The organism is Bradyrhizobium sp. SZCCHNRI3052 (assembly GCF_032484895.1).
In the GTDB taxonomy this organism is placed as follows: Bacteria; Pseudomonadota; Alphaproteobacteria; order Rhizobiales; family Xanthobacteraceae; genus Bradyrhizobium.
In genome coordinates this window covers 288,359-313,010 of the sequence record NZ_JAUETW010000004.1, presented here as the reverse complement: position 1 = coordinate 313,010, position 24,652 = coordinate 288,359, and the positions used below count along the sequence as shown (strand labels likewise).

General features: G+C 64.8%; 23 protein-coding genes. 11 read left to right on the top strand and 12 right to left on the bottom strand.

Features of this window, described 5'->3' with window-relative positions:
- Nucleotides 1–35: 35 nt before the first annotated feature.
- From dnaQ to QW887_RS15050, 4 genes are read right to left on the bottom strand one after another with little or no spacing between them, the layout of a single operon-like run.
- Nucleotides 36–734, bottom strand: a complete 699-nt coding sequence (gene dnaQ, locus QW887_RS15065) for a DNA polymerase III subunit epsilon (RefSeq protein ID WP_315716798.1) — start codon at nt 732–734, stop codon at nt 36–38.
- Nucleotides 735–776: 42 nt separating this feature from the next.
- Complete coding sequence (coaE, locus tag QW887_RS15060) at nt 777–1,376, bottom strand: dephospho-CoA kinase (protein WP_315716799.1); 600 nt, start codon at nt 1,374–1,376, stop codon at nt 777–779.
- Between the two features lie 38 nt (nt 1,377–1,414).
- Nucleotides 1,415–2,023 (bottom strand): Maf family protein, encoded by a 609-nt coding sequence (locus tag QW887_RS15055; protein ID WP_316172919.1) that lies wholly within the window; start codon nt 2,021–2,023, stop codon nt 1,415–1,417.
- Between the two features lie 11 nt (nt 2,024–2,034).
- Nucleotides 2,035–2,874 (bottom strand): pyruvate, water dikinase regulatory protein, encoded by an 840-nt coding sequence (locus QW887_RS15050; RefSeq protein WP_316166406.1) that lies wholly within the window; start codon nt 2,872–2,874, stop codon nt 2,035–2,037.
- A 414-nt stretch (nt 2,875–3,288) separates the two neighbouring features.
- Between QW887_RS15050 and hemJ the strand changes: the two genes are divergently transcribed.
- The 7 genes from hemJ to QW887_RS15015 all read left to right on the top strand — a co-directional run bounded on the left by hemJ (nt 3,289) and on the right by QW887_RS15015 (nt 11,453).
- On the top strand, nt 3,289–3,711 hold the full coding sequence (gene hemJ / locus QW887_RS15045) for a protoporphyrinogen oxidase HemJ (protein WP_316166404.1): 423 nt from the start codon (nt 3,289–3,291) through the stop codon (nt 3,709–3,711).
- Nucleotides 3,712–3,950: 239 nt separating this feature from the next.
- The gene (gene rho / locus QW887_RS15040; protein ID WP_008965552.1) at nt 3,951–5,216 is read left to right on the top strand and encodes a transcription termination factor Rho; all 1,266 of its coding nucleotides are present in this window, start codon (nt 3,951–3,953) and stop codon (nt 5,214–5,216) included.
- 179 nt (nt 5,217–5,395) lie between these two features.
- Nucleotides 5,396–6,733 (top strand): tRNA uridine-5-carboxymethylaminomethyl(34) synthesis GTPase MnmE, encoded by a 1,338-nt coding sequence (gene mnmE / locus QW887_RS15035; RefSeq protein ID WP_316194668.1) that lies wholly within the window; start codon nt 5,396–5,398, stop codon nt 6,731–6,733.
- Nucleotides 6,734–6,962: 229 nt separating this feature from the next.
- Nucleotides 6,963–8,840, top strand: coding sequence for a tRNA uridine-5-carboxymethylaminomethyl(34) synthesis enzyme MnmG (gene mnmG, locus QW887_RS15030; RefSeq protein ID WP_316194667.1), 1,878 nt, complete (start codon nt 6,963–6,965; stop codon nt 8,838–8,840).
- Nucleotides 8,841–8,850: 10 nt separating this feature from the next.
- The gene (gene rsmG / locus QW887_RS15025; protein WP_410051880.1) at nt 8,851–9,519 is read left to right on the top strand and encodes a 16S rRNA (guanine(527)-N(7))-methyltransferase RsmG; all 669 of its coding nucleotides are present in this window, start codon (nt 8,851–8,853) and stop codon (nt 9,517–9,519) included.
- Between the two features lie 34 nt (nt 9,520–9,553).
- On the top strand, nt 9,554–10,405 hold the full coding sequence (locus QW887_RS15020) for a ParA family protein (RefSeq protein ID WP_316194666.1): 852 nt from the start codon (nt 9,554–9,556) through the stop codon (nt 10,403–10,405).
- Between the two features lie 154 nt (nt 10,406–10,559).
- Nucleotides 10,560–11,453, top strand: a complete 894-nt coding sequence (locus tag QW887_RS15015) for a ParB/RepB/Spo0J family partition protein (RefSeq protein WP_315716956.1) — start codon at nt 10,560–10,562, stop codon at nt 11,451–11,453.
- A 413-nt stretch (nt 11,454–11,866) separates the two neighbouring features.
- Here the strand turns inward: QW887_RS15015 and holA are convergent, their stop codons facing one another.
- The 3 genes from holA to leuS are packed head-to-tail and all read right to left on the bottom strand — an operon-like array spanning nt 11,867 to nt 16,076.
- Nucleotides 11,867–12,895 (bottom strand): DNA polymerase III subunit delta, encoded by a 1,029-nt coding sequence (gene holA, locus QW887_RS15010; RefSeq protein WP_315750509.1) that lies wholly within the window; start codon nt 12,893–12,895, stop codon nt 11,867–11,869.
- An 18-nt stretch (nt 12,896–12,913) separates the two neighbouring features.
- On the bottom strand, nt 12,914–13,465 hold the full coding sequence (gene lptE / locus QW887_RS15005) for an LPS assembly lipoprotein LptE (RefSeq protein WP_315716807.1): 552 nt from the start codon (nt 13,463–13,465) through the stop codon (nt 12,914–12,916).
- Nucleotides 13,452–16,076, bottom strand: coding sequence for a leucine--tRNA ligase (gene leuS / locus QW887_RS15000; protein ID WP_316194665.1), 2,625 nt, complete (start codon nt 16,074–16,076; stop codon nt 13,452–13,454). Before leuS ends, lptE begins: the two co-directional genes overlap by 14 nt.
- Before the next feature lie 324 nt (nt 16,077–16,400).
- On the opposite strand from leuS, the gene QW887_RS14995 reads away from it, so the two are divergent.
- Entirely contained in the window at nt 16,401–17,387 is a 987-nt protein-coding gene (locus tag QW887_RS14995; RefSeq protein WP_315750831.1) for a GGDEF domain-containing protein, read from the top strand.
- 21 nt (nt 17,388–17,408) lie between these two features.
- Here QW887_RS14995 and QW887_RS14990 read toward each other — a convergent pair whose 3' ends face one another.
- Nucleotides 17,409–19,106 (bottom strand): diguanylate cyclase domain-containing protein, encoded by a 1,698-nt coding sequence (locus QW887_RS14990; protein ID WP_315750507.1) that lies wholly within the window; start codon nt 19,104–19,106, stop codon nt 17,409–17,411.
- A gap of 109 nt (nt 19,107–19,215) precedes the next feature.
- Between QW887_RS14990 and QW887_RS14985 the strand changes: the two genes are divergently transcribed.
- Entirely contained in the window at nt 19,216–19,902 is a 687-nt protein-coding gene (locus QW887_RS14985) for a YggS family pyridoxal phosphate-dependent enzyme (protein ID WP_315716810.1), read from the top strand.
- A 26-nt stretch (nt 19,903–19,928) separates the two neighbouring features.
- On the opposite strand, the gene QW887_RS14980 is transcribed toward QW887_RS14985, so the two are convergent.
- Both QW887_RS14980 and QW887_RS14975 read right to left on the bottom strand, forming a co-directional pair.
- Complete coding sequence (locus QW887_RS14980; protein ID WP_315750505.1) at nt 19,929–20,714, bottom strand: 2-keto-4-pentenoate hydratase; 786 nt, start codon at nt 20,712–20,714, stop codon at nt 19,929–19,931.
- Between the two features lie 23 nt (nt 20,715–20,737).
- Nucleotides 20,738–21,286, bottom strand: a complete 549-nt coding sequence (locus QW887_RS14975; RefSeq protein WP_316173477.1) for a L,D-transpeptidase — start codon at nt 21,284–21,286, stop codon at nt 20,738–20,740.
- Between the two features lie 247 nt (nt 21,287–21,533).
- Here QW887_RS14975 and QW887_RS14970 point away from each other — a divergent pair, with 247 nt between their 5' ends.
- Nucleotides 21,534–22,220 (top strand): response regulator transcription factor, encoded by a 687-nt coding sequence (locus QW887_RS14970; protein ID WP_315716813.1) that lies wholly within the window; start codon nt 21,534–21,536, stop codon nt 22,218–22,220.
- A gap of 66 nt (nt 22,221–22,286) precedes the next feature.
- Complete coding sequence (locus tag QW887_RS14965) at nt 22,287–22,730, top strand: cyclic nucleotide-binding domain-containing protein (protein WP_315716814.1); 444 nt, start codon at nt 22,287–22,289, stop codon at nt 22,728–22,730.
- 22 nt (nt 22,731–22,752) lie between these two features.
- Here QW887_RS14965 and QW887_RS14960 read toward each other — a convergent pair whose 3' ends face one another.
- Both QW887_RS14960 and gshB read right to left on the bottom strand, forming a co-directional pair.
- The gene (locus QW887_RS14960; protein ID WP_315716815.1) at nt 22,753–23,571 is read right to left on the bottom strand and encodes an exodeoxyribonuclease III; all 819 of its coding nucleotides are present in this window, start codon (nt 23,569–23,571) and stop codon (nt 22,753–22,755) included.
- Nucleotides 23,572–23,686: 115 nt separating this feature from the next.
- Nucleotides 23,687–24,628, bottom strand: a complete 942-nt coding sequence (gene gshB / locus QW887_RS14955) for a glutathione synthase (protein WP_315716816.1) — start codon at nt 24,626–24,628, stop codon at nt 23,687–23,689.
- Nucleotides 24,629–24,652: the final 24 nt, after the last annotated feature.

Sequence of the window (24,652 nt, the reverse complement as noted above, 5' to 3'; positions counted from 1 at the left end):
GCTTGCCGGGCGTGATCCGCTGCCGATCAAGCGGATCACGTGCCGGCGAGAAACTCCGTCCAGATCGGCTTGTCGCCGAGGGTGGCGATGAAGGCGCGATGCGCCTCTCGCTCCGCATCCGTGACCCGCGGCAACAGCGGCTGCTCGCGCTGACGGCGCGGCGTCTCGCCGGCAGATCCGATGCGGATCTCCTGGCTGTCCTGGGTCAGGATCAGCTGCGACTGCCGCGCCCCGACCAGATCGACATAGACCTCCGCCAGCAGCTCGGCGTCGAGCAACGCGCCGTGCTTGGTGCGGCGTGAGTTGTCGATCGCATAGCGCGAGCAGAGGTCGTCGAGGCGGTTCGACACGCCGGGATGCTTGCGACGTGCCAGCAGCAGCGTGTCGACCAGACGGTCCCTCGGAATGGCCGCGCGCTTGACCCGGTCGAGCTCGGCGTTGATGAAGCCGATGTCGAACGAGGCGTTGTGGATCACCAGCGGGGCATCGCCGATGAATTCCAGGAACTCCTCCACGATCTCGTGAAACAGCGGCTTGTCCGCGAGGAACTCGCTCGACAGTCCGTGAACCGCGAACGCTTCCGCCGGCATGTCACGTTCGGGATTGATGTAGCGGTGGTAGACTTGGCCGGTGGGCATGCGGTTGATGATCTCGACGCAGCCGATCTCGACCAGGCGGTCGCCGCGCAGGGCGTCGAGGCCGGTGGTTTCGGTGTCGAGAACGATCTCACGCATCTGATTTGATCCGTCGAATTCCGCGCGGCCGGCGTTCGCGAATCAGCCCCGGCGCTGTGGCATTCTAACGACCTCCGCCAGGATGTCGCGGATGCGTGCCCGCACCGGATCGAGCCCGTGCGAGGTATCCACGACGAAATCGGCGCGCTTGCGCTTCTCGGCATCCGGCATCTGCCGTGCGAGCAGCGCATCGAGCGCTTCTTCCGTCATCGTGCCGCGCGCCAGAATGCGCTGACGCTGGATCTCGGGCGCGGTCGACACCACCACCACGGCATCGACGCGCTTGTCGCCGCCGGTCTCGAACAGCAAGGGGACATCGACGACGGCAACGGGCACGCCGGACTGCTCGGCGTCGTCGAGAAACTTCTGATGATAGGAGCGCAGCATCGGGTGCACGATCGCTTCGAGCCTGCGGATCGCGTCGGGATCGCCGACGACCTTGGCGGAGAGCCTGGCCCGATCCACCTTGCCGTCCACCGTGGTCCCGGGAAATTCGGCTTCGATCGCCGGCGCGGCTTCGCCCTCATAGACCTTATGAACGGTCGCGTCGGCGTCATAGACCGGGACGCCGGCTTCGGCGAACAGCTTTGCGGTCGTCGACTTGCCCATGCCCATCGAGCCGGTCAGACCCAGCACTCTCATCCGCGGTCACTCCCCCTTGCGCGTGGCTGCGGTCGGCCTCAGATCCTGAGCAGCTTCGCTTCGCGAAAATAGGCTAGCAGCGGCAGCAGCGGCAGGCCGAGGATGGTGAAGTGATCGCCGTCGATGCGGTCGAACAGGTGCACGCCGAGCCCTTCCAGCTGGTAGGCGCCGACGCTGGATGTGACGGTTTCGCCGGCGGCATCGAGATAGGCTGCGATCTCGGTTTCGGTGAGGGCACGCATCGTCATCCAGGCGACGGCGACGTGCGAGAACAGCACCTCGCCATTGCGGACCACGGCGATGGCCGAGTGCAGCGCATGGGTGCGTCCGCCCAGCGCCAACAGTTGCTGCATGGCATGCTGGCGGCCGGCTGGCTTGTTGAACATGCGCTCACCCAATGCCAGCGTCTGATCCGCGCCCACCACATATGAATTGGGCCTGTTTGCCGAGACCGCTGCGGCCTTCGCGTTGGCAAGGTGCAACGCGATCTCGTAGGGCGCGACCAGGCCGGCTTCGGCCTGCACCGCGCGTTCGTCGATATCGGCGGGAAGCGCCTCGCACGGGAGTCCTGCGTTCGCGAGCAGCATCCGCCGCGCGCGGCTCTGCGATGCCAGAATGAGAGGCTCGTCACTGCACCAGATGGACATTGATCCGCTCACTAGTCCGGAAGCCGCTGCCGCTGCCGGTCGGTATAGAGTTTCAGGATCGCGGCGGCCGTCTCCTCGATCGAGCGCCGCGTCACGTCGAGCATGACCCAGTTGAACTTCGCACTCAGCTTGCGTGCATAGGCGACCTCGTCCGTCACCGACTGCTTGTCGACATAGTTTTCATTGCCGGATTCCGCACCCATGCTGAGCAGGCGATTCTGCCGCACTTGGATCAGCCGCTCCGGGGTCGCATGCAGGCTGACCACCAGCGGCTTCTTCAATATCTCGAGCTGATGCGGGATCGGAATGCCCGGGACCAGCGGCACGTTGGCGGTGCGCACGCCGCGGTTGGCGAGATAGATCGAGGTCGGAGTCTTCGACGTCCGGCTGACGCCCACCAGCACCACTTCGGCGTCTTCGAGGCCGTCGACCATCTGCCCGTCATCGTGGAGCATCGTGTAGTTCAGCGCATCGATGCGGGCGAAATATTCGGCATTGAGCACGTGCTGCGCACCGACGCGGCCGGCGGTCGATGCGCCGAGATAGGCCTCGAACAGCTGCATCACCGGACCGATGATCGACAGGCTCGGGATGTTGATCTGCTGGCACTTGGCTTCGAGCCGGCTGACCAGATCCTTCTCGAGCAGCGTGAACAGAACGATGCCCGGCGCTTCCTCGATCTCGTCGAGCACGCGGTCGAGCTGCTTCTGGCTCCGCACCAGCGGGTACACGTGCTCGACCGGGGTCACGTTGGTGTATTGCGCGGCGACCGCACGCGCGACCGTGATCAGGGTTTCGCCCGTCGAATCGGAAACCAGATGGAGGTGAAAGTAGTTGCCGGTGGTGGGCATCAAATCCTTAACGATCTGTGAATCCCTGTGAAGGATGGGGCCAAAAAGCCGCCTCGGACCGCTCCCTTTGTATAACCCCGATTGTTCTGCACATGGTCGCCGTCCGGGACAACGTCAGGCAGCAGCGCGATGATATCGGGACGAGGCCCATTTGTCTCTGGATAAGCTGTCGAAGGATTTCGACAAGCGTCTGAATCACATCGGACTCTGGGGCGATCCGGCGTGCGCAGCTCGCATGTTGAGGGATGTGAACAAGCTGCGGGCAGACTGCGGATGACATTGCATGAGTCCAATCCACCGCTACCTAGACTCAAACCTTAAGATTCTAAAATTATTTGGTTTGGAGGGGACTGAGCGAGCGGATATGTCTCGACACGCAAGCTGATCGCCAGCCGAGAGGATCACGCGTTTCCGATGTATGAGTGGATCAAGGCCCTTCACGTCATCGCTGTCATCGCGTGGATGGCCGGCATGCTGTATCTGCCACGGCTGTTCGTCTATCATTGCGACGCCGAGATCGGCTCGAAGCAGTCCGAGACGTTCAAGATCATGGAACGGCGCCTGCTCAAGGCGATCATCAATCCGGCGATCACCGTGACGTGGCTTGCCGGACTCTATCTGGCCTGGTCCGGCCACTGGTATACCAGCGGTTGGTTTCATGCGAAATTTCTGCTGGTGCTGATCATGTCCGGGGTCCATGGACTGTTCACCCGCTGGGTCAGAGAATTCGGCGCCGACAAGAACACCCGAAGCCAGAAATTCTACCGGTATATCAATGAGGTACCAACGGTGCTGATGATCGGCATCGTGATTCTCGTCATCGTCAAGCCGTTCTGACCGCTTCCCAGGGAATACCGCTCCGCTGCAGATGCCTTGCAGACGACGGCGCGATTTTCTATATTATGGATATCCCACCCCACGCAGGCGGATGTGGTTGCGTTCCGGCTTGACCGGCCGCCGCATCAGGTCTGGTGCCTCATCGGCGCCAACCTTGCTCAGACCTGCGGACCTCATTTCGTCCGCCTTCCCACAGCCACCTCGCATCCCTCCCAAGTCGCTTCCACAGGACCACCCCAATGCGGGAAATCAAACTACAGGACCTCAAGTCAAAGACGCCGGCCGAGCTCGTCTCCTTCGCGGAGGAAAACGGGGTCGAGAACGCCAGCACGATGCGCAAGCAGGAGCTGATGTTCGCCATCCTCAAGCAGCTCGCGATCCAGGAAACCGACATCATCGGTGAGGGCGTCGTCGAGGTGCTCTCCGACGGCTTCGGCTTCCTGCGCTCGCCGGATGCGAACTACCTGCCCGGTCCCGACGACATCTATGTCTCGCCGTCGCAGATCCGACGCTTCGGCCTGCGCACCGGTGACACGATCGAAGGGCATATCCGCAGCCCGAAAGAAGGCGAACGCTATTTCGCGCTGCTCAAGGTCAACACGCTGAACTTCGAGGATCCCGAGAAGTCCAAGCACAAGGTCAATTTCGACAATCTGACGCCGCTGTTTCCGGACGAGCGCTTCCGGCTCGAGCTCGAGGATCCGACCCGCAAGGATCTGTCGCCACGCGTCATCGACATCGTCGCGCCGATCGGCAAGGGACAGCGCGCGCTGATCGTGGCGCCGCCGCGCACCGGCAAGACGGTGCTGATGCAGAACATCGCGCACTCGATCACGGCCAATCATCCGGAGTGCTACCTGATCGTGCTGCTGATCGACGAGCGTCCGGAAGAAGTCACGGACATGCAGCGCTCGGTCAAGGGCGAGGTCGTGTCATCCACCTTCGACGAGCCGGCCGCCCGTCACGTCCAGGTCGCGGAGATGGTGATCGAGAAGGCCAAGCGCCTGGTCGAGCACGGCCGCGACGTCGTTATCCTGCTCGACTCGATCACCCGTCTCGGCCGCGCCTACAACACCGTCGTGCCGTCCTCCGGCAAGGTGCTGACCGGCGGCGTCGACGCCAACGCGCTGCAGCGTCCCAAGCGCTTCTTCGGCGCTGCCCGCAACATTGAGGAAGGCGGCTCGCTCACGATCATCGCGACCGCGCTGGTCGACACCGGCAGCCGCATGGACGAGGTCATCTTCGAGGAGTTCAAGGGCACCGGCAACTCCGAGCTCATCCTCGACCGCAAGGTCGCGGACAAGCGGACCTTCCCGGCGATCGACATCGCCCGCTCCGGCACCCGCAAGGAAGAGCTCATCACCGAGCCGCAGAACCTCAAGAAGATGTACGTGCTCCGCCGCATCCTCAATCCGATGGGCACCATGGACGCGATCGACTTCCTGCTCGACAAGCTCCGCAGCACCAAGAGCAATGCCGAGTTCTTCGAGTCGATGAACACCTGATCGAGGCACTGCTTCAATCTGCAAAGGGCGCTCTCCGGAGCGCCCTTTTTGTTTGACGTGTTTGTCGCTGCGCTCGGCGTGAAGACCTCGATGCTTATCCGCCCGCCATGGTTCGGCGGCGTAAAGCATGCCGCTGCAAACCGATTGTCTTTCGCTGCCGGTGAGCCCAACTGAGGATCATGCATCCACACGACCAGACCATCTTCGCGCTGTCCTCCGGACGCCTGCCGAGTGCGATTGCGATCGTCAGGCTCTCCGGGCCTCACGCCGGCATCGCCCTTCAGATGCTTGCGGGGAAACTGCCGCTGCCGAGGATGGCGACGCGCGCCTTGCTGCGGGATGGTAATGGCGAGCCGATCGACGATGCCGTCGTGCTGTGGTTTCCCGGACCCGCAAGCGCCACCGGCGAAGATGTTGCCGAGCTGCATGTGCACGGCAGTCGAGCCGTCGTGGCGACAATGTTCTCAGTGCTGTCGACGATGCCGCAGATGCGCCCTGCTGAGCCGGGCGAGTTCACGCGGCGCGCGTTCGAGAATGGCAAGATCGATCTGACCGAGGCCGAAGGTCTCGACGACCTCATTCACGCCGACACGGACCGCCAGCGGCGCCAGGCGTTGCGGCAGCTGAAGGGTCTGTTGGGCGACAAGGCGCGGAGCTGGCGTGAGCAGATCATCGAGGCGGCGGCGCTGATCGAGGCCGGGATCGATTTTGCCGATGAAGGCGACGTGCCAATCGAGCTGATGGCGCCGGCGCTCGCCCGGATCGGCGAGCTGTTGACCGAGATCGAGTCTGTGCTGTCGGCCCAGGGCCGGGCCGAACGTCTGCGCGACGGCCTGACGGTCGTCATTGCCGGACCGCCGAACGCGGGCAAGTCGACCCTGATGAACCAGCTTGCGCGTCGCGAGGTCGCGATCGTCTCTCCGCAGGCCGGCACCACGCGCGATCTCATTGAGGTCCAGCTCGATCTCGACGGCTATCCAGTGACGGTGATCGACACCGCGGGCATTCGCGAGACGGACGATCCGGTTGAGCAGGAGGGTGTTCGGCGCGCGCGGGACCGAGCGGCGCAGGCGGATCTGGTGCTGTGGCTGTCGGAGGATGAGCAGGCCGAGGTTGAGCGCCAAAGCGAGGCTCCCGTCTGGCTCGTTCGTAACAAGATCGATCTGAGCAGAGGTGGGGAGGGGGGTCGTCCATCGTCCAGCGGAGATAACCCGGTCTTTCAAATCTCCGCGCGAAGCGGGGCAGGGCTGGTCGAGCTGCTGGATGCGCTGGTTGGCTTTGCCCGGGACTATTTTGGATCAACTGAGAGCGGCCTGATCACACGGCAGCGGCAGCGGACTCTGCTCGCCGACACCGCCGCTGCGCTTCAGCGTAGCATCTCGGCGATCGACCTGGGCGAGGAGCTTGCTGCGGAGGAGCTGCGGATCGCCGCGCTTGCGCTCGGGCGTCTTTTGGGACGAGTGGATGTCGAAGACCTGCTCGACGTGATCTTTCGCGAGTTCTGCATCGGTAAGTAGCCGCGGCCCCACGAACCGGGTCGAATATACTTAATGAAGCGTTGCTTGGTTAATCGATCGTCAATTGTTTCACGTGAAACAGGATGTGCGGACGCCGTCAGGGATGTTTCACGTGAAACACGATGGGACCGCTGGTCGTGTTTCACGTGAAACAACGAGGATTCGACGTCGGCGAATGTTTCACGTGAAACGTCTTCCGAGCATTGTCTGCAGGCGTTAGATAAGCCCCATGATCCAGCATCTGACATCCTACGACGTCGTCGTCATCGGTGGCGGCCACGCCGGCTGTGAAGCCGCGGCGGGCGCGGCGCGCATGGGCGCCCTAACCGCGCTGATCACCCATCAGTTCGCGACGATCGGGGCCATGTCCTGCAATCCGGCCATCGGAGGACTGGGAAAAGGACATCTGGTTCGCGAGGTCGACGCTCTCGACGGCTTGATGGGTCGCGTCGCCGACGCCGGCGGCATCCAGTTTCGCGTTCTAAATCGCCGGAAAGGACCGGCCGTTCGAGGTCCACGCGCCCAGGCCGACCGCAAGCTCTACGCCGCGGCGATGCAGTCGGCGATCCGGGAGACCCCAAACCTCACCGTCATTGAAGGCGAGGCGGACGAACTGATCGCTACCGGCGGACGGGTGGCAGGGGTGCGGTTGGCTGACGGCCGGACCTTCATCTGTGGCGCTGTCGTCATCACGACCGGCACGTTCCTGCGTGGTCTGATCCACCTGGGTGAGAGGACCTGGCCGGCCGGCCGGGTCGGCGAGGCGCCGGCGCTGGGGCTGTCCCAGTCTCTCGAAGCCATCGGATTTCGGCTCGGCCGCCTCAAGACCGGCACGCCGCCGCGCCTGGATGGATCGACGATCGACTGGAGCGCGGTCGAGATGCAGCCCGGCGACGATCCGCCGGAGCCGTTCTCCGTCCTGACCGACAGGATCACCACCCCGCAGATCCAATGCGGCATCACCCGGACGACGACCGCAACCCACGAGGTGATCCGCGCCAACGTCCATCGCTCGCCGATGTACTCCGGGCAGATCAAGTCGACCGGGCCGCGTTACTGTCCCTCGGTCGAGGACAAGATCGTCCGCTTCGGTGACCGCGACGGTCACCAGATCTTCCTGGAGCCCGAAGGGCTCGACGATACGACGGTCTACCCGAACGGCATCTCGACCTCGCTGCCGGAGGAGGTCCAGCTCGCGCTGCTGCCGACCATCCCGGGTCTCGAACGGGTCCGGATGATCCGGCCGGGCTATGCCATCGAGTACGACCACGTCGATCCGCGTGAGCTCGAGCCGACCCTGCAGACCAAGCGGATGAAGGGTCTGTTCCTCGCTGGCCAGATCAACGGCACGACCGGGTATGAGGAGGCCGCAGCTCAAGGTCTGGTCGCGGGCCTCAATGCCGCGCTGGCCGCGGGCGGCGGCGGGCCGGTCGTATTCGATCGCGCCGATGGCTATCTGGGGGTGATGATCGACGACCTCGTCACGCGGGGGATCACCGAGCCGTATCGGATGTTCACCTCGCGCGCCGAGTATCGGCTGACGCTGCGGGCGGACAACGCGGACCAGCGGCTGACCGACAAGGGCATCGCGCTCGGCTGTGTCGGCATTGATCGTGCGCGTTTCCATCGAAGCAAGATGGGCGCGTTGGAAACTGCCCGCGCGATGGCGAGGTCGCTGACGATCACGCCCAATGAGGCGGCGAAGCATGGCTTCACGCTCAATAAGGATGGCCAGCGCCGCTCGGCCTTCGAGCTGATGGCCTATCCGGAGATCGGTTTCTCCGAGGTGAGGGCGATCTGGCCGGAGCTCGGCGCGATCGATCCCGCCATCGTCATCCATCTTGAGATCGATGCCAAATATGATGTCTATGTCCGCCGGCAGAGCCAGGACGTCGACGCCTTCCGGCGCGACGAAAGCCTGGTGCTCGGTGACGTCGACTATGCGCTCGTCCCAGGTCTCTCCAATGAGGCGCGAGCGAAGCTGACGGCGGCCAGGCCGTGGACGATCGGGCAGGCCGGCCGGATCGATGGCATGACGCCGGCGGCGCTCGGGATGCTTGCGGCCTATCTCCGCCGCGAAGCGCGTCGAAGCAAGGCCACGGGTTGAGGCGTTTCACGTGAAACAGGCATCGCCAGCGGTGGCATCCAAGATGATCGAATCGGACAAGGCGGCAGCGCTCGCGCTGACTCCCGTTTCACGTGAAACGGAGCAGCGTCTCGATCGCTACGTCGCACTGCTGCTGGAGTGGCAGGCGAAGACCAATTTGATCGCGCCGTCGACCTTGCCGCATCTCTGGACGCGCCACATCGCCGACTCGCTTCAGCTCCTGGACCTCGCGCCCGACGCCCGGATCTGGATTGATCTCGGCAGCGGCGGCGGCTTCCCGGGCGTCGTCCTCGCCTGCGCCCTGGCCGAGCGGGATGGTGCCCAGGTCCATCTGGTCGAGCGCAACGCCAAGAAGGCCGCCTTCCTGCGCGAGGCAATTCGCGTCACCGGCGCTCCGGGGATCGTGCATTTGTCAGAGATCGGGGATATCGTGGAGAAGTGGGGCGGGCGAGTCGATTGCGTGACCGCACGCGCGCTTGCTCCGCTACATCAGCTCATCGGCTTTGCGGAGCCCTTGGTGAAAAAAGGCGCGAAAGCGCTGTTTCTCAAGGGTCAAGATGTAGAAGCGGAATTGACCGAATCTACTAAGTATTGGAAAATTGAGTCGAAACTTCACTCCAGCCGGACGGGCGGGCAGGGCTGGATCGTCGCAATCGATTGCATCGAGCGACAGAGCTGAATTCCGTCAAGACGACAACCAATGGCGATCGCGCATGGCCGTAATTGATCAGATTTATCAAGAAGATAGAGCCCCGCACCCGGAGGGGCATCCGCGCATCCTGGCGCTCGCCAATCAGAAGGGCGGGGTCGGCAAGACCACGACCGCGATCAACCTCGGTACGGCGCTGGCCGCGATCGGCGAGCGGGTGCTGATCGTCGATCTCGATCCGCAGGGCAACGCCTCGACCGGCCTCGGCATCGACCGTGGCAGCCGCAACTGCTCGACCTATGACGTGCTGATCGGCGAGGCCTCGCTGCGCGACGCCGTCGTTGCGACGGCCGTGCCGCGGCTGCACATCGCCTCCTCGACGATGGACCTGTCGGGGCTCGAGCTTGAGCTCGGCTCCACCGCCAACCGCGCCTTCCGTCTGCGCGATGCGCTCGCCGGCCTCAACAACAACGTCTCGCCGGAGAACGACTACACCTACGTGCTGGTCGATTGTCCGCCGTCGCTGAACCTGCTGACGGTCAATGCGATGGCCGCGTCCGACGCGATCCTGGTGCCGCTGCAGTGCGAGTTCTTCGCGCTCGAAGGTCTGTCGCAGCTGTTGCAGACCGTGGAGCAGGTGCGCTCGACCTTGAACCCGAACCTCTCGATCCACGGCATCGTGCTGACGATGTTCGACTCGCGCAACAACCTGTCGAACCAGGTGGTCGCCGACGTCCGCCAGTTCATGGGATCGAAGGTCTACAACACGATGATCCCGCGCAACGTGCGCATCTCGGAAGCGCCGTCCTACGGCAAGCCGGTGCTGGTCTACGACTTGAAATGCGTCGGCAGCGAGGCCTATCTCAAGCTCGCGACCGAAGTCATTCAGCGCGAGCGTGACCTGCGCACGAACTGACTTTGCCTCTGCTCCGGGGGACCTCGTCGCCCGGATCTCATTCGAGGACGGCAGCGGATTCCGAAATGAATCCGCTCCCTCGTTCATTGTGCCGGCGGGACCCGATCGGCAGCAGACGCAAGCGGAGCGTGACGTGAATCCAAAGGAGAAGGCGATGGCCGACGAGTCGCGATCGCGATTGGGCCGGGGTCTCGCAAGTCTGATCGGTGACGTCGGCCGCGAGGCCGGCGCGCCGCCGGAGCGGCCGCGCAACCAGCGCAAAGTGCCGATCGAATTCCTCAAGCCGAACCCGCGCAATCCGCGTAAGACGTTTTCCGACGGCGAGCTCGCCGAGCTCTCGGCCTCGATCAAGCAGCATGGCGTGATCCAGCCGATCGTGGTGCGTCCGGTGAAGGGCCAGCACGACCGCTACGAGATCATCGCCGGCGAGCGGCGCTGGCGCGCCTCGCAAGCCGCCGGCCTGCACGAGGTGCCGATCGTTCCGGTCGATGTCAGCGACAGCGATGCGCTGGAGCTCGCGATCATCGAGAACGTGCAGCGCGAGGATCTCAATCCGATGGAGGAGGCGCAGGGCTATCACGCGCTCGCCAACGAGTTCAAACGCAACCAGGAAGACATCGCCAAGATCGTCGGCAAGAGCCGCAGCCACGTCGCCAACATGATGCGGCTGACCAAGCTGCCGGCCGAGGTGCAGGGCTTCATCGCGACCGGGCAGATATCGGCCGGCCATGCGCGAGCGCTGATCAACCTGCCGGATCCGATGTCGGCGGCGAAGAAGATCATCGCGGAAGGGCTGAACGTCCGGCAGACCGAGGCGCTCGCGCATGAGGAGGGCGTGCCGGAACGCAAGCCGCAGAAGCCGCGCAGCAGCGGCAGCGCGCCGGCGGAGAAGAAGGACGCCGACACCATCGCGCTGGAGAAGCGCGTCGGCGATGCGCTCGGTCTTTCGGTGTCGATCAGCCACCGCGACCCCGGCGGCACGGTGCAGATCACCTACCGCAGCCTCGAGCAGCTCGACGAGGTGATGCGCCGGCTGGAGCAGGGCTAGGTTGTTAGGTCGTGGCGCTCATTGCGCCGCCGCGGCTGTGCCTCGGGCCTCCATGAGTTCGTTGCTCCGCTCTCACCTACGTCACGGCCGGGCTTGACCCGGCCATCCATTTTTTTGGACGAAGCGGATGGATGCCCGGGTCAAGCCCGGGCATGACGAGCTAATAATTTGGAAGAGCTACGGCTGTGTTTTTCGTCGCGATTGCCAAAGCGAGCACACGACTCTCTCCTCCGTCATTCCGGGGCGTGCGCAGCACGAACCCGGAATCCATCTCAAGGCAGATCCTGTAGCCCGATGGATTCCTGGCTTGCCCTTCGGGCGCCCCGGAATGACGGCTGAGGTTGGAGAGCGATCTCGGGTCCGCTCGGGCTGGAGTTCTCGACGCCGTATTCAGGGAGCCGGCGCACCGACCATCACCCCTTGCGCCGTGCCGCGACCGCGATCGACAGCAGCGTCCGCTGCGCGATCGCTGCCGCCAATCCCGGCTGCTTGCGCATGTCGAGCGCGGCTGTCGCCAGCTGGTCGATGATCGGCAGCAGGCGGGCAGGGGAGAAATTGCGCAGCGCCGTCTCGGCGCTCGGCTTGCGCGAGAAGTGCAGCCGGGGGAAGCCGCCTTCGAGGATGGACGAGACTGGCGTGCCGGAAGCGACGGCGAGCGCCGATTTGTGCAGCCATGCGGCATGTCGCTGCGCGGCGGAGATGATGACGCCGGGATAGGTGCCCGCGATCATCGCCTTGCCGAACTCGGTCTCGACCATTTCCGGCTTGCCGCCGAAGGCGCCGTCAACGATCGGATCGAGCTTCATCTCCGAGGCGTCGGCGACCACGGCCATCACATGGTCGAGCGTCACCTCGCCTTCGCCGTGGGCGAACAGGGTCAGCTTGCGCAGCTCGTTGCGGGAGGCCTGGCGGTCGCCGCCGAGCAGCGCCATCAGATAGGCGCGGGCCTCCGGAGAGATGCGCAGCGAGGCCAAGCGCAATTCGTCGTCGATCAGCTTGGCGAGATCGCGCTCGGTGTCCGGGTAGCAGCCGATCGCCACCGCCGTTCTGGCCTTCTCGCAAATCTTGCGCAGTGGCGAATCGGGGCGGATGTCGCCGGCCTCGATCACGATGCGGCAGTCCCGCACGTTCATCTCGCTGAGCGTCTCGACGCCGCTGGCGAAATTGCGCGAGCCAGCGCGCACCCGGATGGCCCGGCGGCCGCCAAACAGCGGCACGGTCATGGCTTCGTCGACGAGGCGCGATGGCTCCGCGGAGAGCTCGTCACCGTCGAGCCTGACCACGGAGAAGGGATCATCGGGGTTGTCGACGGCCGAAGCGATGAGGGCCTCGGCACGCTCGCGAACCAGGCCGGTATCCGGACCGTACAACAGGATCAGCGGACGAGTGGCGTCCGGTTTGGCCAGGAAGGCATCGATGTCTCGTCCGCGCAGCGCGACCACGGCGATGTCAGCCGTGCGTCAGGTGCCCGCGGTGAAATAGGCCGCGAGCCGCGTTTTGATCTTCTCGGCGACCTCCTCGGAGGCGCGATCCTCGGCGTCACGGAAGGCCCGCTGCCGGGCGAAGCGCTGGTACGAGCCGGGGATGTCATAGGAGGTGCGCGCGAAGGTCGTTCCGGTCATGACCGATTTGTTGGTCGCCAACTCGACCAGATTGTACTGCACGTCGAGGCCGACATTCTCGGTGGTCGGCAGGCCGGTGGTCTGTGAGACGATCAGCGAGGACCGGCTGGTCTGCAATCGCAGCACCAGCTTGTGGGTCGGCGCCGTGCCGGTTGCGGTGCCGTACAGCTTGAAGGCGAGCGCGTTGCGGATGCCGACGCCGATGCGCGCCTCGGGCGAGGCGTTCGGCTTGTCGACCGGCGGCAGCTCGATGCCCATCAGCTTTTCGCGCAGGCCGGGCGTGCCGTCGGTATGCTCTGCATACATCGGCTGGAAGCAGCCTGCCGTCAGCGCGGCCAAAGCGGCCACGGCAACAAGCCGAGCAGCGATCCGAAACCTAGCCGACGACATTCACGATCCTCTTGGGAACAATGATCACCTTGCGGACGGGTTTGCCATCCAGCGCCAGTTTTACTGCATCGAGGGCCAAAACGGCAGCCTCAATTTCCGGATTCTGCGCGTTGCTGGCGACTGTGACTTCTCCGCGCTTCTTGCCGTTGACCTGGACGACCAGGGTCATGCTGTCCTCAACCAGCAAATCTCGTTCGATTTGCGGCCAGGAGGCCTCCGAGATCAGCCCGGTCTGGCCCAGCACCTGCCAGCATTCTTCGGCCAGATGCGGCATCATCGGCGAGAACAGCTGCACCAGGATCCCGGCGGCCTCACGAATCGCCCAGGCCAGGTCGGCCGCCGGCTTGGCCGGCCGCGCCAGGACGTCGGCCAGCGCATTGGCGAACTCGCGGATATGCGCCAGGCAGACGTTGAAGTGCAGCCGCTCGATGCCGCCGGTCACCTTGTCCAGGGCGCCGTGGGCAGCCTTGCGCAGCGCCAGCGCGTCGGGGCCGAACGCGGCCGGGCGGGAGGAGGGGGCCTCGGCCGCTGCCGCGACCGATTCGTTGACCAGCCGCCACAGCCGCTGGACGAAGCGCGCCGCGCCCTGCACCCGCTCGTCGCTCCAGATCACGTCGCGGTCCGGCGGCGAGTCCGACAGCATGAACCAGCGCGCGACGTCGGCGCCGTAGCTCTCGATGATGTCGTCGGGGTCGACGGTGTTCTTCTTCGACTTCGACATCTTCTCGATCGGGCCGATCGTGATGTCCTCGCCGGTGGCGGCCAGCACGGCGCGGCGGCCGTTGCCGCCGATCTCGATCTTGACCTCCGCCGGGTTGACGTAGGTGCCGTCGGCCTTCTGATAGGTCTCGTGGACCACCATGCCCTGTGTGAACATGCCGGCGAACGGCTCGTCCATCGCGACGTGGCCGGTAGCCTTCATCGCGCGGGTGAAGAACCGGCTGTAGAGCAGATGCAGGATCGCGTGCTCGACGCCGCCGATATACTGGTCGACCGGCATCATCCGGTTGGCCACGGCCGGCGTCGTCGGCGCGGCCTCGTTCCATGGATCGGTGAAGCGCGCGAAGTACCAGGACGAATCCACGAAGGTGTCCATGGTGTCGGTCTCACGCTGCGCCTTGCCCCCGCATGCGGGGCAGGTGACGTGCTTCCAGGTCGGATGGTGGTCGAGCGCATTGCCCGGCTTGTCGAAGGTGACGTCGTCCGGCAGCACCACGGGCAGGTCCTTGGCCGGCACCGGCACGACATCGCATGTCGGGCAGTGGATCACCGGGATCGGGCAGCCCCAATAGCGCTGGCGCGAGATGCCCCAATCGCGCAGGCGGAAATTGACCTGGCGCTCGCCGACCGCAGCGCCGCCACGCTGCTCGCTCTCGAGCCGCCTGGCGACCTCGTCCTTGGCCTGCGCGATCGTCATGCCGTCGAGGAAGCGCGAATTGATCAGGCGGCCGTCGCCATCGAAGGCGGTGTCGGTGATCACGAACGAGCCCGGGTCCTGTCCTTCGGGGCAGACCACCGGCGTGTTGCCGAGGCCGTATTTGTTGACGAAGTCGAGGTCGCGCTGGTCATGCGCCGGGCAGCCGAAGATGGCGCCGGTGCCGTACTCCATCAGCACGAAGTTCGCGACATAGACCGGCAAGGTCCAGCTCGGATCGAACGGATGCACGGCGCGGATGCCGGTGTCGAAGCCCTGCTTCTCCGCGGTGTCGATCGCCTCCTGCGCGGTGCCGATCCGCTTGATCTCGGCGATGAACGCGGCGAGCTCCGGGTTCTTGGCGGCTGCGGCTTGCGCCAGCGGATGGTCCGCCGAGATCGCCATGAACTTGGCGCCGAACAGCGTGTCCGGCCGCGTCGTGAAGATCTTCAATTCGGTCTCGCCCGCCGGCGTCGTCTTGGGATCCAGCGCGAAGCGGATCAGCAGGCCTTCGGAGCGGCCGATCCAGTTGCGCTGCATCAGCCGCACCTTGTCGGGCCAGCGGTCGAGACCATCGAGCGCGTCCAGCAGCTCCTGCGAGTACTTCGTGATCTTGAACACCCATTGGTTCATCTCACGCTGTTCGACCACCGCACCGGAGCGCCAGCCGCGACCGTCGATGACCTGCTCATTGGCGAGCACGGTCATGTCGACCGGATCCCAGTTCACCTTGCGCTTCTCGCGCTCGACCAGCCCCGCTTGCATGAAGTCGAGGAACATCTTCTGCTGGTGCTTGTAGTAGGATGGATCGCAGGTCGCGAACTCGCGCGCCCAGTCGAGCGACAGGCCGATCGAGCGCAGCTGCTTCTTCATCGCCGCGATATTGTCGTAGGTCCACGCCTTCGGCGCCACCTTGCGCTCGATCGCTGCGTTCTCCGCCGGCAGGCCGAACGCGTCCCAACCCATCGGGTGCAGCACGTTGAAGCCCTTGGCGCGCATGAAGCGCGCCAGCACGTCGCCCAGCGTATAATTACGGACATGGCCGATATGGATGCGTCCCGACGGATAGGGAAACATCTCGAGCACGTAGTATTTCGGACGCGGATCGTCGTTCCTGGTGGCGAAGATCGCCTTTTCGTCCCACTGGCGCTGCCAGCGCGGCTCGGCTTCACGGGCGTTGTAGCGTTCGGATGTCATGGAATCGCTTGTAATTTTCGAGGATTCGCGTCGTTTGAAGACGGCGGACTAGGCCACAAAAGCGGCAGCCCGGTCAATGGGGCGACAGATGATGATACCATTTTGGGCATCCGCTAAGCGACGGTAATCGTGAGTTTTTTTGCAGCCTCTGCCGGCAGTGTCGAAGGTTCGATTGAGGCACGGTTAAGACTTGAATGGGAGACTGAGTGCATACATCCAGGCATCAGCCCGCATCTGGGATCACTCCACATCGTGTCCGGCGCTACGTTCGACGAGCTTGACTTCGAGTACGCGACGACGGTCGCGGAAAAGGCCATGAAATCCATGGCTCAACAGCGCGTGCCACCGACGCCTAACAACTTCCATCTGTGGTTCAAGTACTCACTGGGCTCGGCGTCGGATCTCAAGCGCGCCGTCGACATCCTGGTCAGCAACAAGCGCAAGTTCGACAAGACCACCAACCAGGCGCTGTTCGACACGTACATCGGCCAGCAGGGTACGGAAGCGGCTGTCGTCCACAAAGTCTCGCAGCAGTTGCATGGCGTGATGGACTCCGCCAAGCAGTATCTGACGGCCGCGATCGCCGACAACCGCACGCACATGGCGGCGATCGATGGCGTCGCCGAACGCAGCGAGCAGGGCGTCGATCCGAAGATCCTGATCGAGAACCTGGTCAGTGAGCTCGCCCAGGCGACAGCGCGTGCGGCGAAACTCGAAGCGAGCTTTGCCGAGAAGTCACGCGAGCTCGACACCATCCGAGACTCGCTCAACAAGTCGGAGCAGCGCGCCCGCACCGACACGCTGACAGGATTGCCGAACCGGCGCGCGCTCGAAGAGTTCTTCCGCCATGCGCAGGTCGAGGCGATGGAGCGCGACGAACCGCTCAGCATTCTCCTGATCGACGTCGACCACTTCAAGAAGTTCAATGACAATTACGGCCATGGCGTCGGCGATCAGGTGCTGCGCCTCGTCGCCAAGGCATTGCGCGAGCGCGTCCGCGACAAGGATCTTCCGGCGCGCTACGGCGGCGAGGAGCTGATCGCGGTGCTGCCGCAGACCGACCTCGAAGGTTGCACCGTCATCGCTGAGCGCATCCGGCGCACCATCGCCGATTGTCAGTTCACGCGGCGGTCGACCGGCGAGGTGCTGCCGCAGATCACGGTGTCAATCGGCGTCGGCCAGTTCCAGTTCGGCGAATCGATGGCTGATCTGATCGACCGTTGCGACCGCTCGCTGTATCTCGCCAAGAAGCTCGGCCGCAACCGCGTGGTCAGCGAGCTCGAGCTCGACCAGAAGCTCGCGGTCGGCTGATCGCAGGCCGCCGCCGCAGCCCTATCCTGCGCGTGCCACGCCGCTCCTGTCATCCGCGACATCCGCGAAGCCATGTGCGATGACCGTGTTGCGGCCGCGATGCTTGGCCGCATAGAGCGCGGCATCGGCGGCTTCGATCAGGTCGGAGGGCATCAGCGACTCGTTCGGCCGGGTCGAGGCGACACCGACGCTCACGGTGACGCACCGATGCGCCGACGTCGCGTGCGGTAGCTCGAGCTCGAGCACCGTGGCGCGCACCTGCTCGCCGACCGCGAGCGCCTCTCTGGCACCCATGCCCGGCAACAACAGGCAGAACTCCTCACCGCCATAGCGGCCGGCGAAAGCCGTCATGGCGCCGGCGATCTGCGACAGCGTCTCGCCGAGACGTGACAGGCAGGCGTCACCCTCAGGGTGCCCATAGGTGTCGTTGTAGAGCTTGAAGTGGTCGACGTCGATCATCAGCAGCGACAGCTCGGTGCCGGCCTGCTGCGCGCGGCTCCATTCGACGTCGATGCGGTTCTGGAAGCCGCGGCGGTTGGCGAGGCCCGAGAGCATGTCGATCGACGCCATCACCGTCAGCCGGTCATTGGCGGCGACCAGCTCGCGCTCGCGCTGGCCGAGCTTGGCGGCCATCGCATTGAAGGACTTTGCCAGCGGAACGAACTCCGACGGAAGATGCTTGGTGGTGACGCGCGCCGACCAGTGGCCGTGGCCGAAGCGCTTGGCGGTCGCCGCGAGCATGCTGACGGGCTTCACGATCAGCTTCTCGGCGGCGATCAGCGCGCCGAGCAGCACGATCAGGCAGACGAGGCCAGCCTGCAGATAGGCGTTGCGGATCTCGCGGTCGATGGCGGCGGTGACGCGGGTCTCATCGATGCTGACGATCAGCCGCGATCCGGTGTCGGCGATCCGAGTGAAGGTGATCGCGCGCTTGGAGCCATCCGCCGCCGTGAAACTCATCGTCTCGCTCGGCTTCCCCGAACTCAGGGCGGTCTCGGCAACGGCCGACAACAACGGCACGCTGTCGAGCGGCCGGCCGATCAGCTCGTTGCGGTCGGCGGGCGCCGCCAGCACGGTTCCTTCGCTGTCGACCAGCACCGCCGTGATGCCGGGGCGGCCGCCAAGATTGTTCATGATCTTGGACATCCATTCCAGGTTCACGCTCGCCAGCATCACCGCGTCCGGCTCGCCGGTGATCGCGCCGACCGGATAGGCGGCCATGACGATCGGCACGTGCGACGGCTTCGACAGCAGGTAGTCGCTGAACACGAAATCACGTGATTCCTGGGCGCCACGGAAATACGGCCGGTCGCTGAAATCGAGCCCGACATATTGGTTGTTGGTCGAGCACTGGATGCGGCCGTCGCGGCCGGCGATCATCAGGGTGCGGATCCACGGCAGGGTCGCCGGCAGGCTGGCGCGCATCATGTCGCAGCTGCGGCTCACGCCGGTGCTCGACGCCCGGACATAGGCCGTCGACTTCAGCACCGTCTCCACCGACATGATGACCTCGCGCTGCATGTCGGCGCTTTGCCGGGCGAGGCCGGAGAATTCCTCCGATGCGAGTGCGATCTGCCTTGTCCTGGCGCTTTCCAGCGAGCGCGCGCGTTCCAGCATCAGCGGCGCGACCAGGATCAGGGCGAGCAGCGCCAGCCGGGCGCGGATCCCCATCAGCCGGTTCAGCTTCACTCTATTGCGATTGAACCGGATGCTTGGCATTTCTTCCCCCTACCCCCGGCCGTGAAGGGTAAGGAGAAGGGCTCAAGAACCCTTTCTCGAACTCTGTAAAATTGCAGCCAAACCCGTAAATCTGCCGACGGACGCCATCGTGCCTGATGAATCGAACGCCTCAACCTCGTCCTCGCCGTCCGCGCTCGCCGCCGTCGAGCAGGAGATTCTGCGCGCCTGCCGCGACGCCAAACGCGATCGCGGCTCGGTCACGCTGATCGCTGTGTCGAAGACCTTCGATGCCGACGCGATCGAGCCGGTGATCGCGGCCGGACAGCGCGTGTTCGGTGAAAATCGCGTTCAGGAAGCCAAAGCCAAGTGGCCGCCGCTGATGGCCGCGCATCCGGGGCTCGCACTGCACCTGATCGGGCCGCTGCAATCCAACAAGGCCAAGGAGGCGGTCGCGCTGTTCGACGCCATCCATTCGGTGGACCGGCCAAGCCTGTGCGTGGCGCTTGCCAAGGAGATTTCCGCCCAGGGCCGGCATCCGCAGCTGTTCGTCCAGATCAATACCGGCGAGGAGCCGCAGAAGGCGGGCATCGCGCCCGGCGACGCCGACGCCTTCATCGCCGCCTGCCGCACGGATTACGGGCTCGCGATTTCAGGGCTGATGTGCATTCCGCCGGTCGACGAAGCACCGGGGCCGCATTTCGCGCTGACTGCCAAGATCGCCGCCCGCAACGGCCTCGCGCATCTGTCGATGGGCATGAGCGCCGATTTCGCCACCGCCATCCAGTTCGGCGCCACGCATGTCCGGGTCGGCTCGGCGATCTTCGGGCATCGCTGAAGGAGGGGCGCGGTCGCGGCCGGTCCCTACTCGAACCGCACCGATACCTGCCCCAGATCGCCGAAATCGGCCTCCATGTGGTCCCCGCTGCCGATCGGCAGCGGCGGATGACAGGTGCCGGTCGTGACCACCTGCCCTGCCCGCGCGGGCACGCCGAGCGCGCTGAGCTCGTTGACCAGCCAGGCCAGCGCTATCAGCGGATCACCGAGCACGTTGCGGCCGTGGCCGATGAAGGTCTCGCCACGCAGCGCGATGCGCGGCCGCTCCGCGATCAGGTCGCGGCTGCGCCAGTCGGCGGTGCTGGCCTCGCCCAGCACGAACAGATGCGCGCAGGCATTGTCGGCGATCAGTTGCGCCTCGCCGGCGCTGACGAAGTCGGCGAACCGCGAATCGGGAATTTCGATCGCGGGGTGCAGCGTGTCGACCGCGGCCAGCACCTCCGCGACATCATAAGGTGTCGGTCTGGGCGGCAGATCGCGTCCGAGGCGGAACGCGAATTCCGGCTCGGCGACCCGCATCGCGTTGCCGGCCATCGACGCGGTGCCGCCGACCGGCAGCACCGTTTCGGCCAGGATCCGCCCGGCCATCGGACCGGCGACATTGATATGGCGCTGGCCGGCCTCGCTGGTCGCCGCAATCTTCCAGCCAAATAATGGCTTGGGCGAGTGGCGCTCGAGCTCGGCCTGGATGGCATAGCCTTCGGCGCGGTCTCTCGGACGCAGCTCCGGCGGCAGCTCTGCCAGCTTGCTGCCTTCGCTCCAATGCTGGCGCAGGATGCCCGCGGCGCTGGCTGGCTGATCCGGTGCGCGCATGACGTCCTCCCCCAACTCGCTTCTCATTCGATGACGATTCTGGTGCGCGGACCGATTCTTTGCAACAGACGCAGCATCGCCGGCCGGGTCATGGCCACGCAGCCTGCGGTCGGGCCGAAATTCGGCCGCGCCAGATGCAGGAACACGGCGCTGCCGCGGCTGGCGATCCGCGGCCGCGTGTTGTGGTCGATCTCGATGATGAAATCGTACAGATGGTCCTGGCGCGCCAGCCGGTCTCCGGGATGGTCGCCGTGCAGCCGGATCGCCTGGTTGTAGTGCCGGTCGGCCGGGTCCTCGCACCACGCATCCTCCGGGCCAATCGGCCGGACCGGCAGAAAGGTGCGCGGACGCGAATGACGATCGGCCCGCCACCACAGCCGCCGGGGCCGGAAGGTCCCCCGGGGGGTGCCACCATCGCCCTCGCGCTTGTTGGCCAGGACGCCGCCGCGGCCGAGCGCCACCGGGATGACATGGCCCCAGACATGGAGCCAGCCGCGCTGCCGCGACCCGGCTTTGGTGCGAATCGAGATCCGCGATGCTGGTATGCCAGGCTTCACCTTCGCTAACGACATGAAACAACGTGCCTTTTCATTGCCATGGATTGCCCGGTAATTGCCTTAATGTCGGCAAATGGTCCGCCGCGAGGGTCGAACAGGACAATCATCTCAATCCCTGCTCAATTCTGGAGTAGAGTCTCGGGCGCTTGTGAATCGGTAACAGCCCCCTACTTCAAGACGGAACAGGGCTGATGAGCCTGTTTGCCCACCGTTGACGGCGCCACCCATCCGATCCCGCCGGCGCCACCTAGAGGATTGTACAATGGCCAATGCCCGCAAGATCCTGATCGTGGATGACGACACCGATCTGCGCGATGCCCTGATGGAGCAGCTCTCGCTGCATGACGAGTTCGAAGCCCAGGCGGTCGATACCGGCGCCAAAGGCGCCACCGCCGCAAAGGCCAATTCACCCGACCTGGTTCTGATGGACGTCGGCCTGCCCGACACCGATGGCCGCGAAGTGGTGCGGTCCCTGCGCAAGGGCGGCTTCAAGGCGCCGATCATCATGCTGACCGGGCACGATACCGATTCCGACACGATTCTCGGGCTCGAATCCGGCGCCAACGACTATGTCGCCAAGCCCTTCCGCTTCGCCGTGCTGCTGGCCCGCATCCGGGCCCAGCTTCGCCAGCACGAGGCCAGCGAGGACGCGGTGTTCTCGGTCGGCCCCTACAGCTTCCGGCCGGGCTCGAAGATGCTGACCGGCGCCAACGCCCGCAAGGTCCGCCTGACGGAGAAGGAAACGGCGATCCTGCGCTTCCTGTACCGCGCCGGCCAGCAGCCGGTGTCGCGCGAGACCCTGCTGCAGGAGGTCTGGGGCTACAATTCCGGCGTCACCACCCACACGCTGGAAACGCACATTTACCGTCTGCGGCAGAAGATCGAGAAAGATGCCGCGAATCCGGAGATTCTGGTGACGGAGGCCGGTGGCTACAAGTTGGTACCGTGATAGGTTCGGGGATGGCGTTTTCGCCATTTATGATATTGGTTCCATTCAGCCTTCCCCGGGCCCTTGATGTCGATCGAAGACGATATTGCGCTATTGGAGCGCGTCCCAACATTGCGCCTGCTGGGAAGCGACTCGCTGCGCATGATCGCCATTGGCTCCGAGCAGCGTAACATCCAGAGTGGCGAGACCCTGTTCCGCGAGGGTGACACCGCCGATTGCGGCTATGTCGTCCAGCGCGGGTCATTGCGCATCAGCGACGAGGTCGGTGCCGAGATCGTCGCCACGCCGACCATGCTGATCGGCGAGCTGGCGCTGCTGGTCGAGATGCGGCGCCCGGCGACCGCGACGGCCCTGGAATATTCGACCGTGGTGCGGATCTCGCGCAGCCTGTTTCAGCGTGTGCTGGAAAGCGACGCCAAGGCGGCGCGCCGGCTGCGCGACGAGTTCGCCCACCGCGCCAGCCGAATCGCCAACGACATCATGGCGGCCGGAGCCAAGCTGACGTCGTGATCTTCGTGACCGCGCGGGTCTGCTACGACACGTCCAGCGTCACCGTGACTGGCACGTGATCCGACGGCCGCTCCCAGCTGCGGGCGTCGCGCAGAATCCTGAAGTCGCTGACCCGGTCCTTCAATGCGCGTGACACCCAGATGTGGTCGAGCCTTCGACCGCGGTCGCCGACGGTCCAATCGGCCGCGCGGTAGCTCCACCAGGTGTAGACCTTCTCCGACATCGGGATGCGCTCGCGGGCGACGTCGACCCATTCGCCATGGGTCTGCGCCGCCAACAGCTTCTCACATTCGATCGGCGTGTGCGACACCACCTTCAGGAGCTGCTTGTGCGACCAGACATCGTGCTCATGCGGCGCGACGTTGAGATCGCCGACCAGGATATGCCGGTCGTCGCCGCGTGGATGCAGCGGCTCGCACGCCTTCATTTCGTCGAGGAATTGCAGCTTGTGCTCGAATTTCGGATTGAGCGCGGGGTCGGGAATGTCGCCGCCTGCGGGCACATAGAAATTGTGCAGCACCAGCGGCTGTGCGAGCTGCGCCTTTTCGCCGAACGCCACCGTGATGTGGCGCGAATCCACCTTGTCGCAGAAGGTGCGGACGTTGGTCTCCTCGAACGGCCATTTCGAGATCACGGCGACGCCGTGATAGCCCTTCTGCCCGTTCAGCGCGACGTGCTCATAGCCGAGCCGCTTGAAGCGCTTCAGCGGAAAGGCGTCGTCGATGCACTTGGTCTCCTGCAGGCACAGCACATCGGGCCTGACCTGCTTGATGAGCTTGGCGACGAGGTCGATGCGCAGGCGCACCGAGTTGATGTTCCAGGTGGTCAGGACGAGACGCATGAGACCCGCGTCATATCATGAATTGCGGCGATGTCAGCGATTCCGCCTCGCCTCCGACGCATCGGACTGACCGCGTTGGTTGGCGTTATCCCCAGCCATGTGGGACGGCGACTGATCAGCGCCGTTTGCTCTCGATGACGTCCCATACGCGGGCGGCGATGTCGGGTCCGCCGAGCCGGGAGATCGCGCGGATGCCGGTCGGCGACGTCACGTTGATCTCGGTGAGGTTGCCGTCGATCACATCGATACCGACCAGCAGCAGGCCGCGCGCGCGCAATTCCGGACCGAGCGTGTCGCAGATCTCGCGCTCGCGTGCGCTGAGATCGGTGGCCTGCGCGGCGCCGCCGCGCACCATGTTGGAGCGCAGATCGTCTGCTGCCGGCACGCGGTTGACGGCGCCGGCGAACTCGCCGTCGACCAGGATGATGCGCTTGTCGCCGTGCTTCACCTCGGGGAGGAAGCGCTGGATCACCCAGGGCTCCTTGAACGTGACCGAGAACATGTCGAACAGCGAGCCGAAATTCATATCCTGCGGCATCACCCGAAACACCGCCGCGCCACCATGGCCATGCAGCGGCTTCATCACGACAGCGCCGTGCTGATCGCGGAAGGCGTTGATCTCGTCGAGATCGCGCGAGATCAAGGTCGGCGGCATCAGTTGCGGGAAGTTCATCACGAACAGCTTTTCCGGCGCGTTGCGGACGCTTGCGGGATCATTGACCACCAGCGTCTTCGGATGGATGCGCTCGAGGAAATGCGTCGAGGTGATGTAGGCGAGATCGAACGGCGGATCCTGCCGCAGCAGCACGACATCAAAGGATGTCAGCGCGGTCGGTTTCGGTTCGCCGAGCGTGAAATGGTCGCCGACCTGGTCGCGCACCGTCAGCGCCTGCACCGGCGCATAGAGCTCGCCGCCGCGCAGCGACAGCTTGTCGGGCGTATAGTAACACAGGCCATGGCCGCGCCGCTGCGCTTCGAGCAGCATCGCGAAGGTCGAGTCGCCGCGGATGTTGATGCGCGCGATGGGGTCCATCTGGACGGCGACGTTCAGTTTCATGGGCAGGTCCCTGCTCTCTGCAAT

Bases quoted from the DNA above. Each gene is read 5' to 3' on its own strand.
- QW887_RS15050 (WP_316166406.1), bottom strand. From the start codon at position 2,874: ATGCCCACCACCGGCAACTACTTTCACCTCCATCTGGTTTCCGATTCG.
- mnmG (WP_316194667.1), top strand. From the start codon at position 6,963: ATGATCCAGCATCTGACATCCTACGACGTCGTCGTCATCGGTGGCGGC.
- QW887_RS14965 (WP_315716814.1), top strand. From the start codon at position 22,287: ATGTCGATCGAAGACGATATTGCGCTATTGGAGCGCGTCCCAACATTG.
- QW887_RS15015 (WP_315716956.1), top strand. From the start codon at position 10,560: ATGGCCGACGAGTCGCGATCGCGATTGGGCCGGGGTCTCGCAAGTCTG.
- QW887_RS14990 (WP_315750507.1), bottom strand. From the start codon at position 19,106: ATGCCAAGCATCCGGTTCAATCGCAATAGAGTGAAGCTGAACCGGCTG.
- QW887_RS14970 (WP_315716813.1), top strand. From the start codon at position 21,534: ATGGCCAATGCCCGCAAGATCCTGATCGTGGATGACGACACCGATCTG.
- gshB (WP_315716816.1), bottom strand. From the start codon at position 24,628: ATGAAACTGAACGTCGCCGTCCAGATGGACCCCATCGCGCGCATCAAC.
- lptE (WP_315716807.1), bottom strand. From the start codon at position 13,465: ATGTCGTCGGCTAGGTTTCGGATCGCTGCTCGGCTTGTTGCCGTGGCC.
- coaE (WP_315716799.1), bottom strand. From the start codon at position 1,376: ATGAGAGTGCTGGGTCTGACCGGCTCGATGGGCATGGGCAAGTCGACG.
- QW887_RS14960 (WP_315716815.1), bottom strand. From the start codon at position 23,571: ATGCGTCTCGTCCTGACCACCTGGAACATCAACTCGGTGCGCCTGCGC.
- hemJ (WP_316166404.1), top strand. From the start codon at position 3,289: ATGTATGAGTGGATCAAGGCCCTTCACGTCATCGCTGTCATCGCGTGG.
- QW887_RS14995 (WP_315750831.1), top strand. From the start codon at position 16,401: ATGGCTCAACAGCGCGTGCCACCGACGCCTAACAACTTCCATCTGTGG.
- leuS (WP_316194665.1), bottom strand. From the start codon at position 16,076: ATGACATCCGAACGCTACAACGCCCGTGAAGCCGAGCCGCGCTGGCAG.
- QW887_RS15020 (WP_316194666.1), top strand. From the start codon at position 9,554: ATGGCCGTAATTGATCAGATTTATCAAGAAGATAGAGCCCCGCACCCG.
- QW887_RS14980 (WP_315750505.1), bottom strand. From the start codon at position 20,714: ATGCGCGCACCGGATCAGCCAGCCAGCGCCGCGGGCATCCTGCGCCAG.
- mnmE (WP_316194668.1), top strand. From the start codon at position 5,396: ATGCATCCACACGACCAGACCATCTTCGCGCTGTCCTCCGGACGCCTG.
- rho (WP_008965552.1), top strand. From the start codon at position 3,951: ATGCGGGAAATCAAACTACAGGACCTCAAGTCAAAGACGCCGGCCGAG.
- QW887_RS15055 (WP_316172919.1), bottom strand. From the start codon at position 2,023: ATGTCCATCTGGTGCAGTGACGAGCCTCTCATTCTGGCATCGCAGAGC.
- QW887_RS14975 (WP_316173477.1), bottom strand. From the start codon at position 21,286: ATGTCGTTAGCGAAGGTGAAGCCTGGCATACCAGCATCGCGGATCTCG.
- dnaQ (WP_315716798.1), bottom strand. From the start codon at position 734: ATGCGTGAGATCGTTCTCGACACCGAAACCACCGGCCTCGACGCCCTG.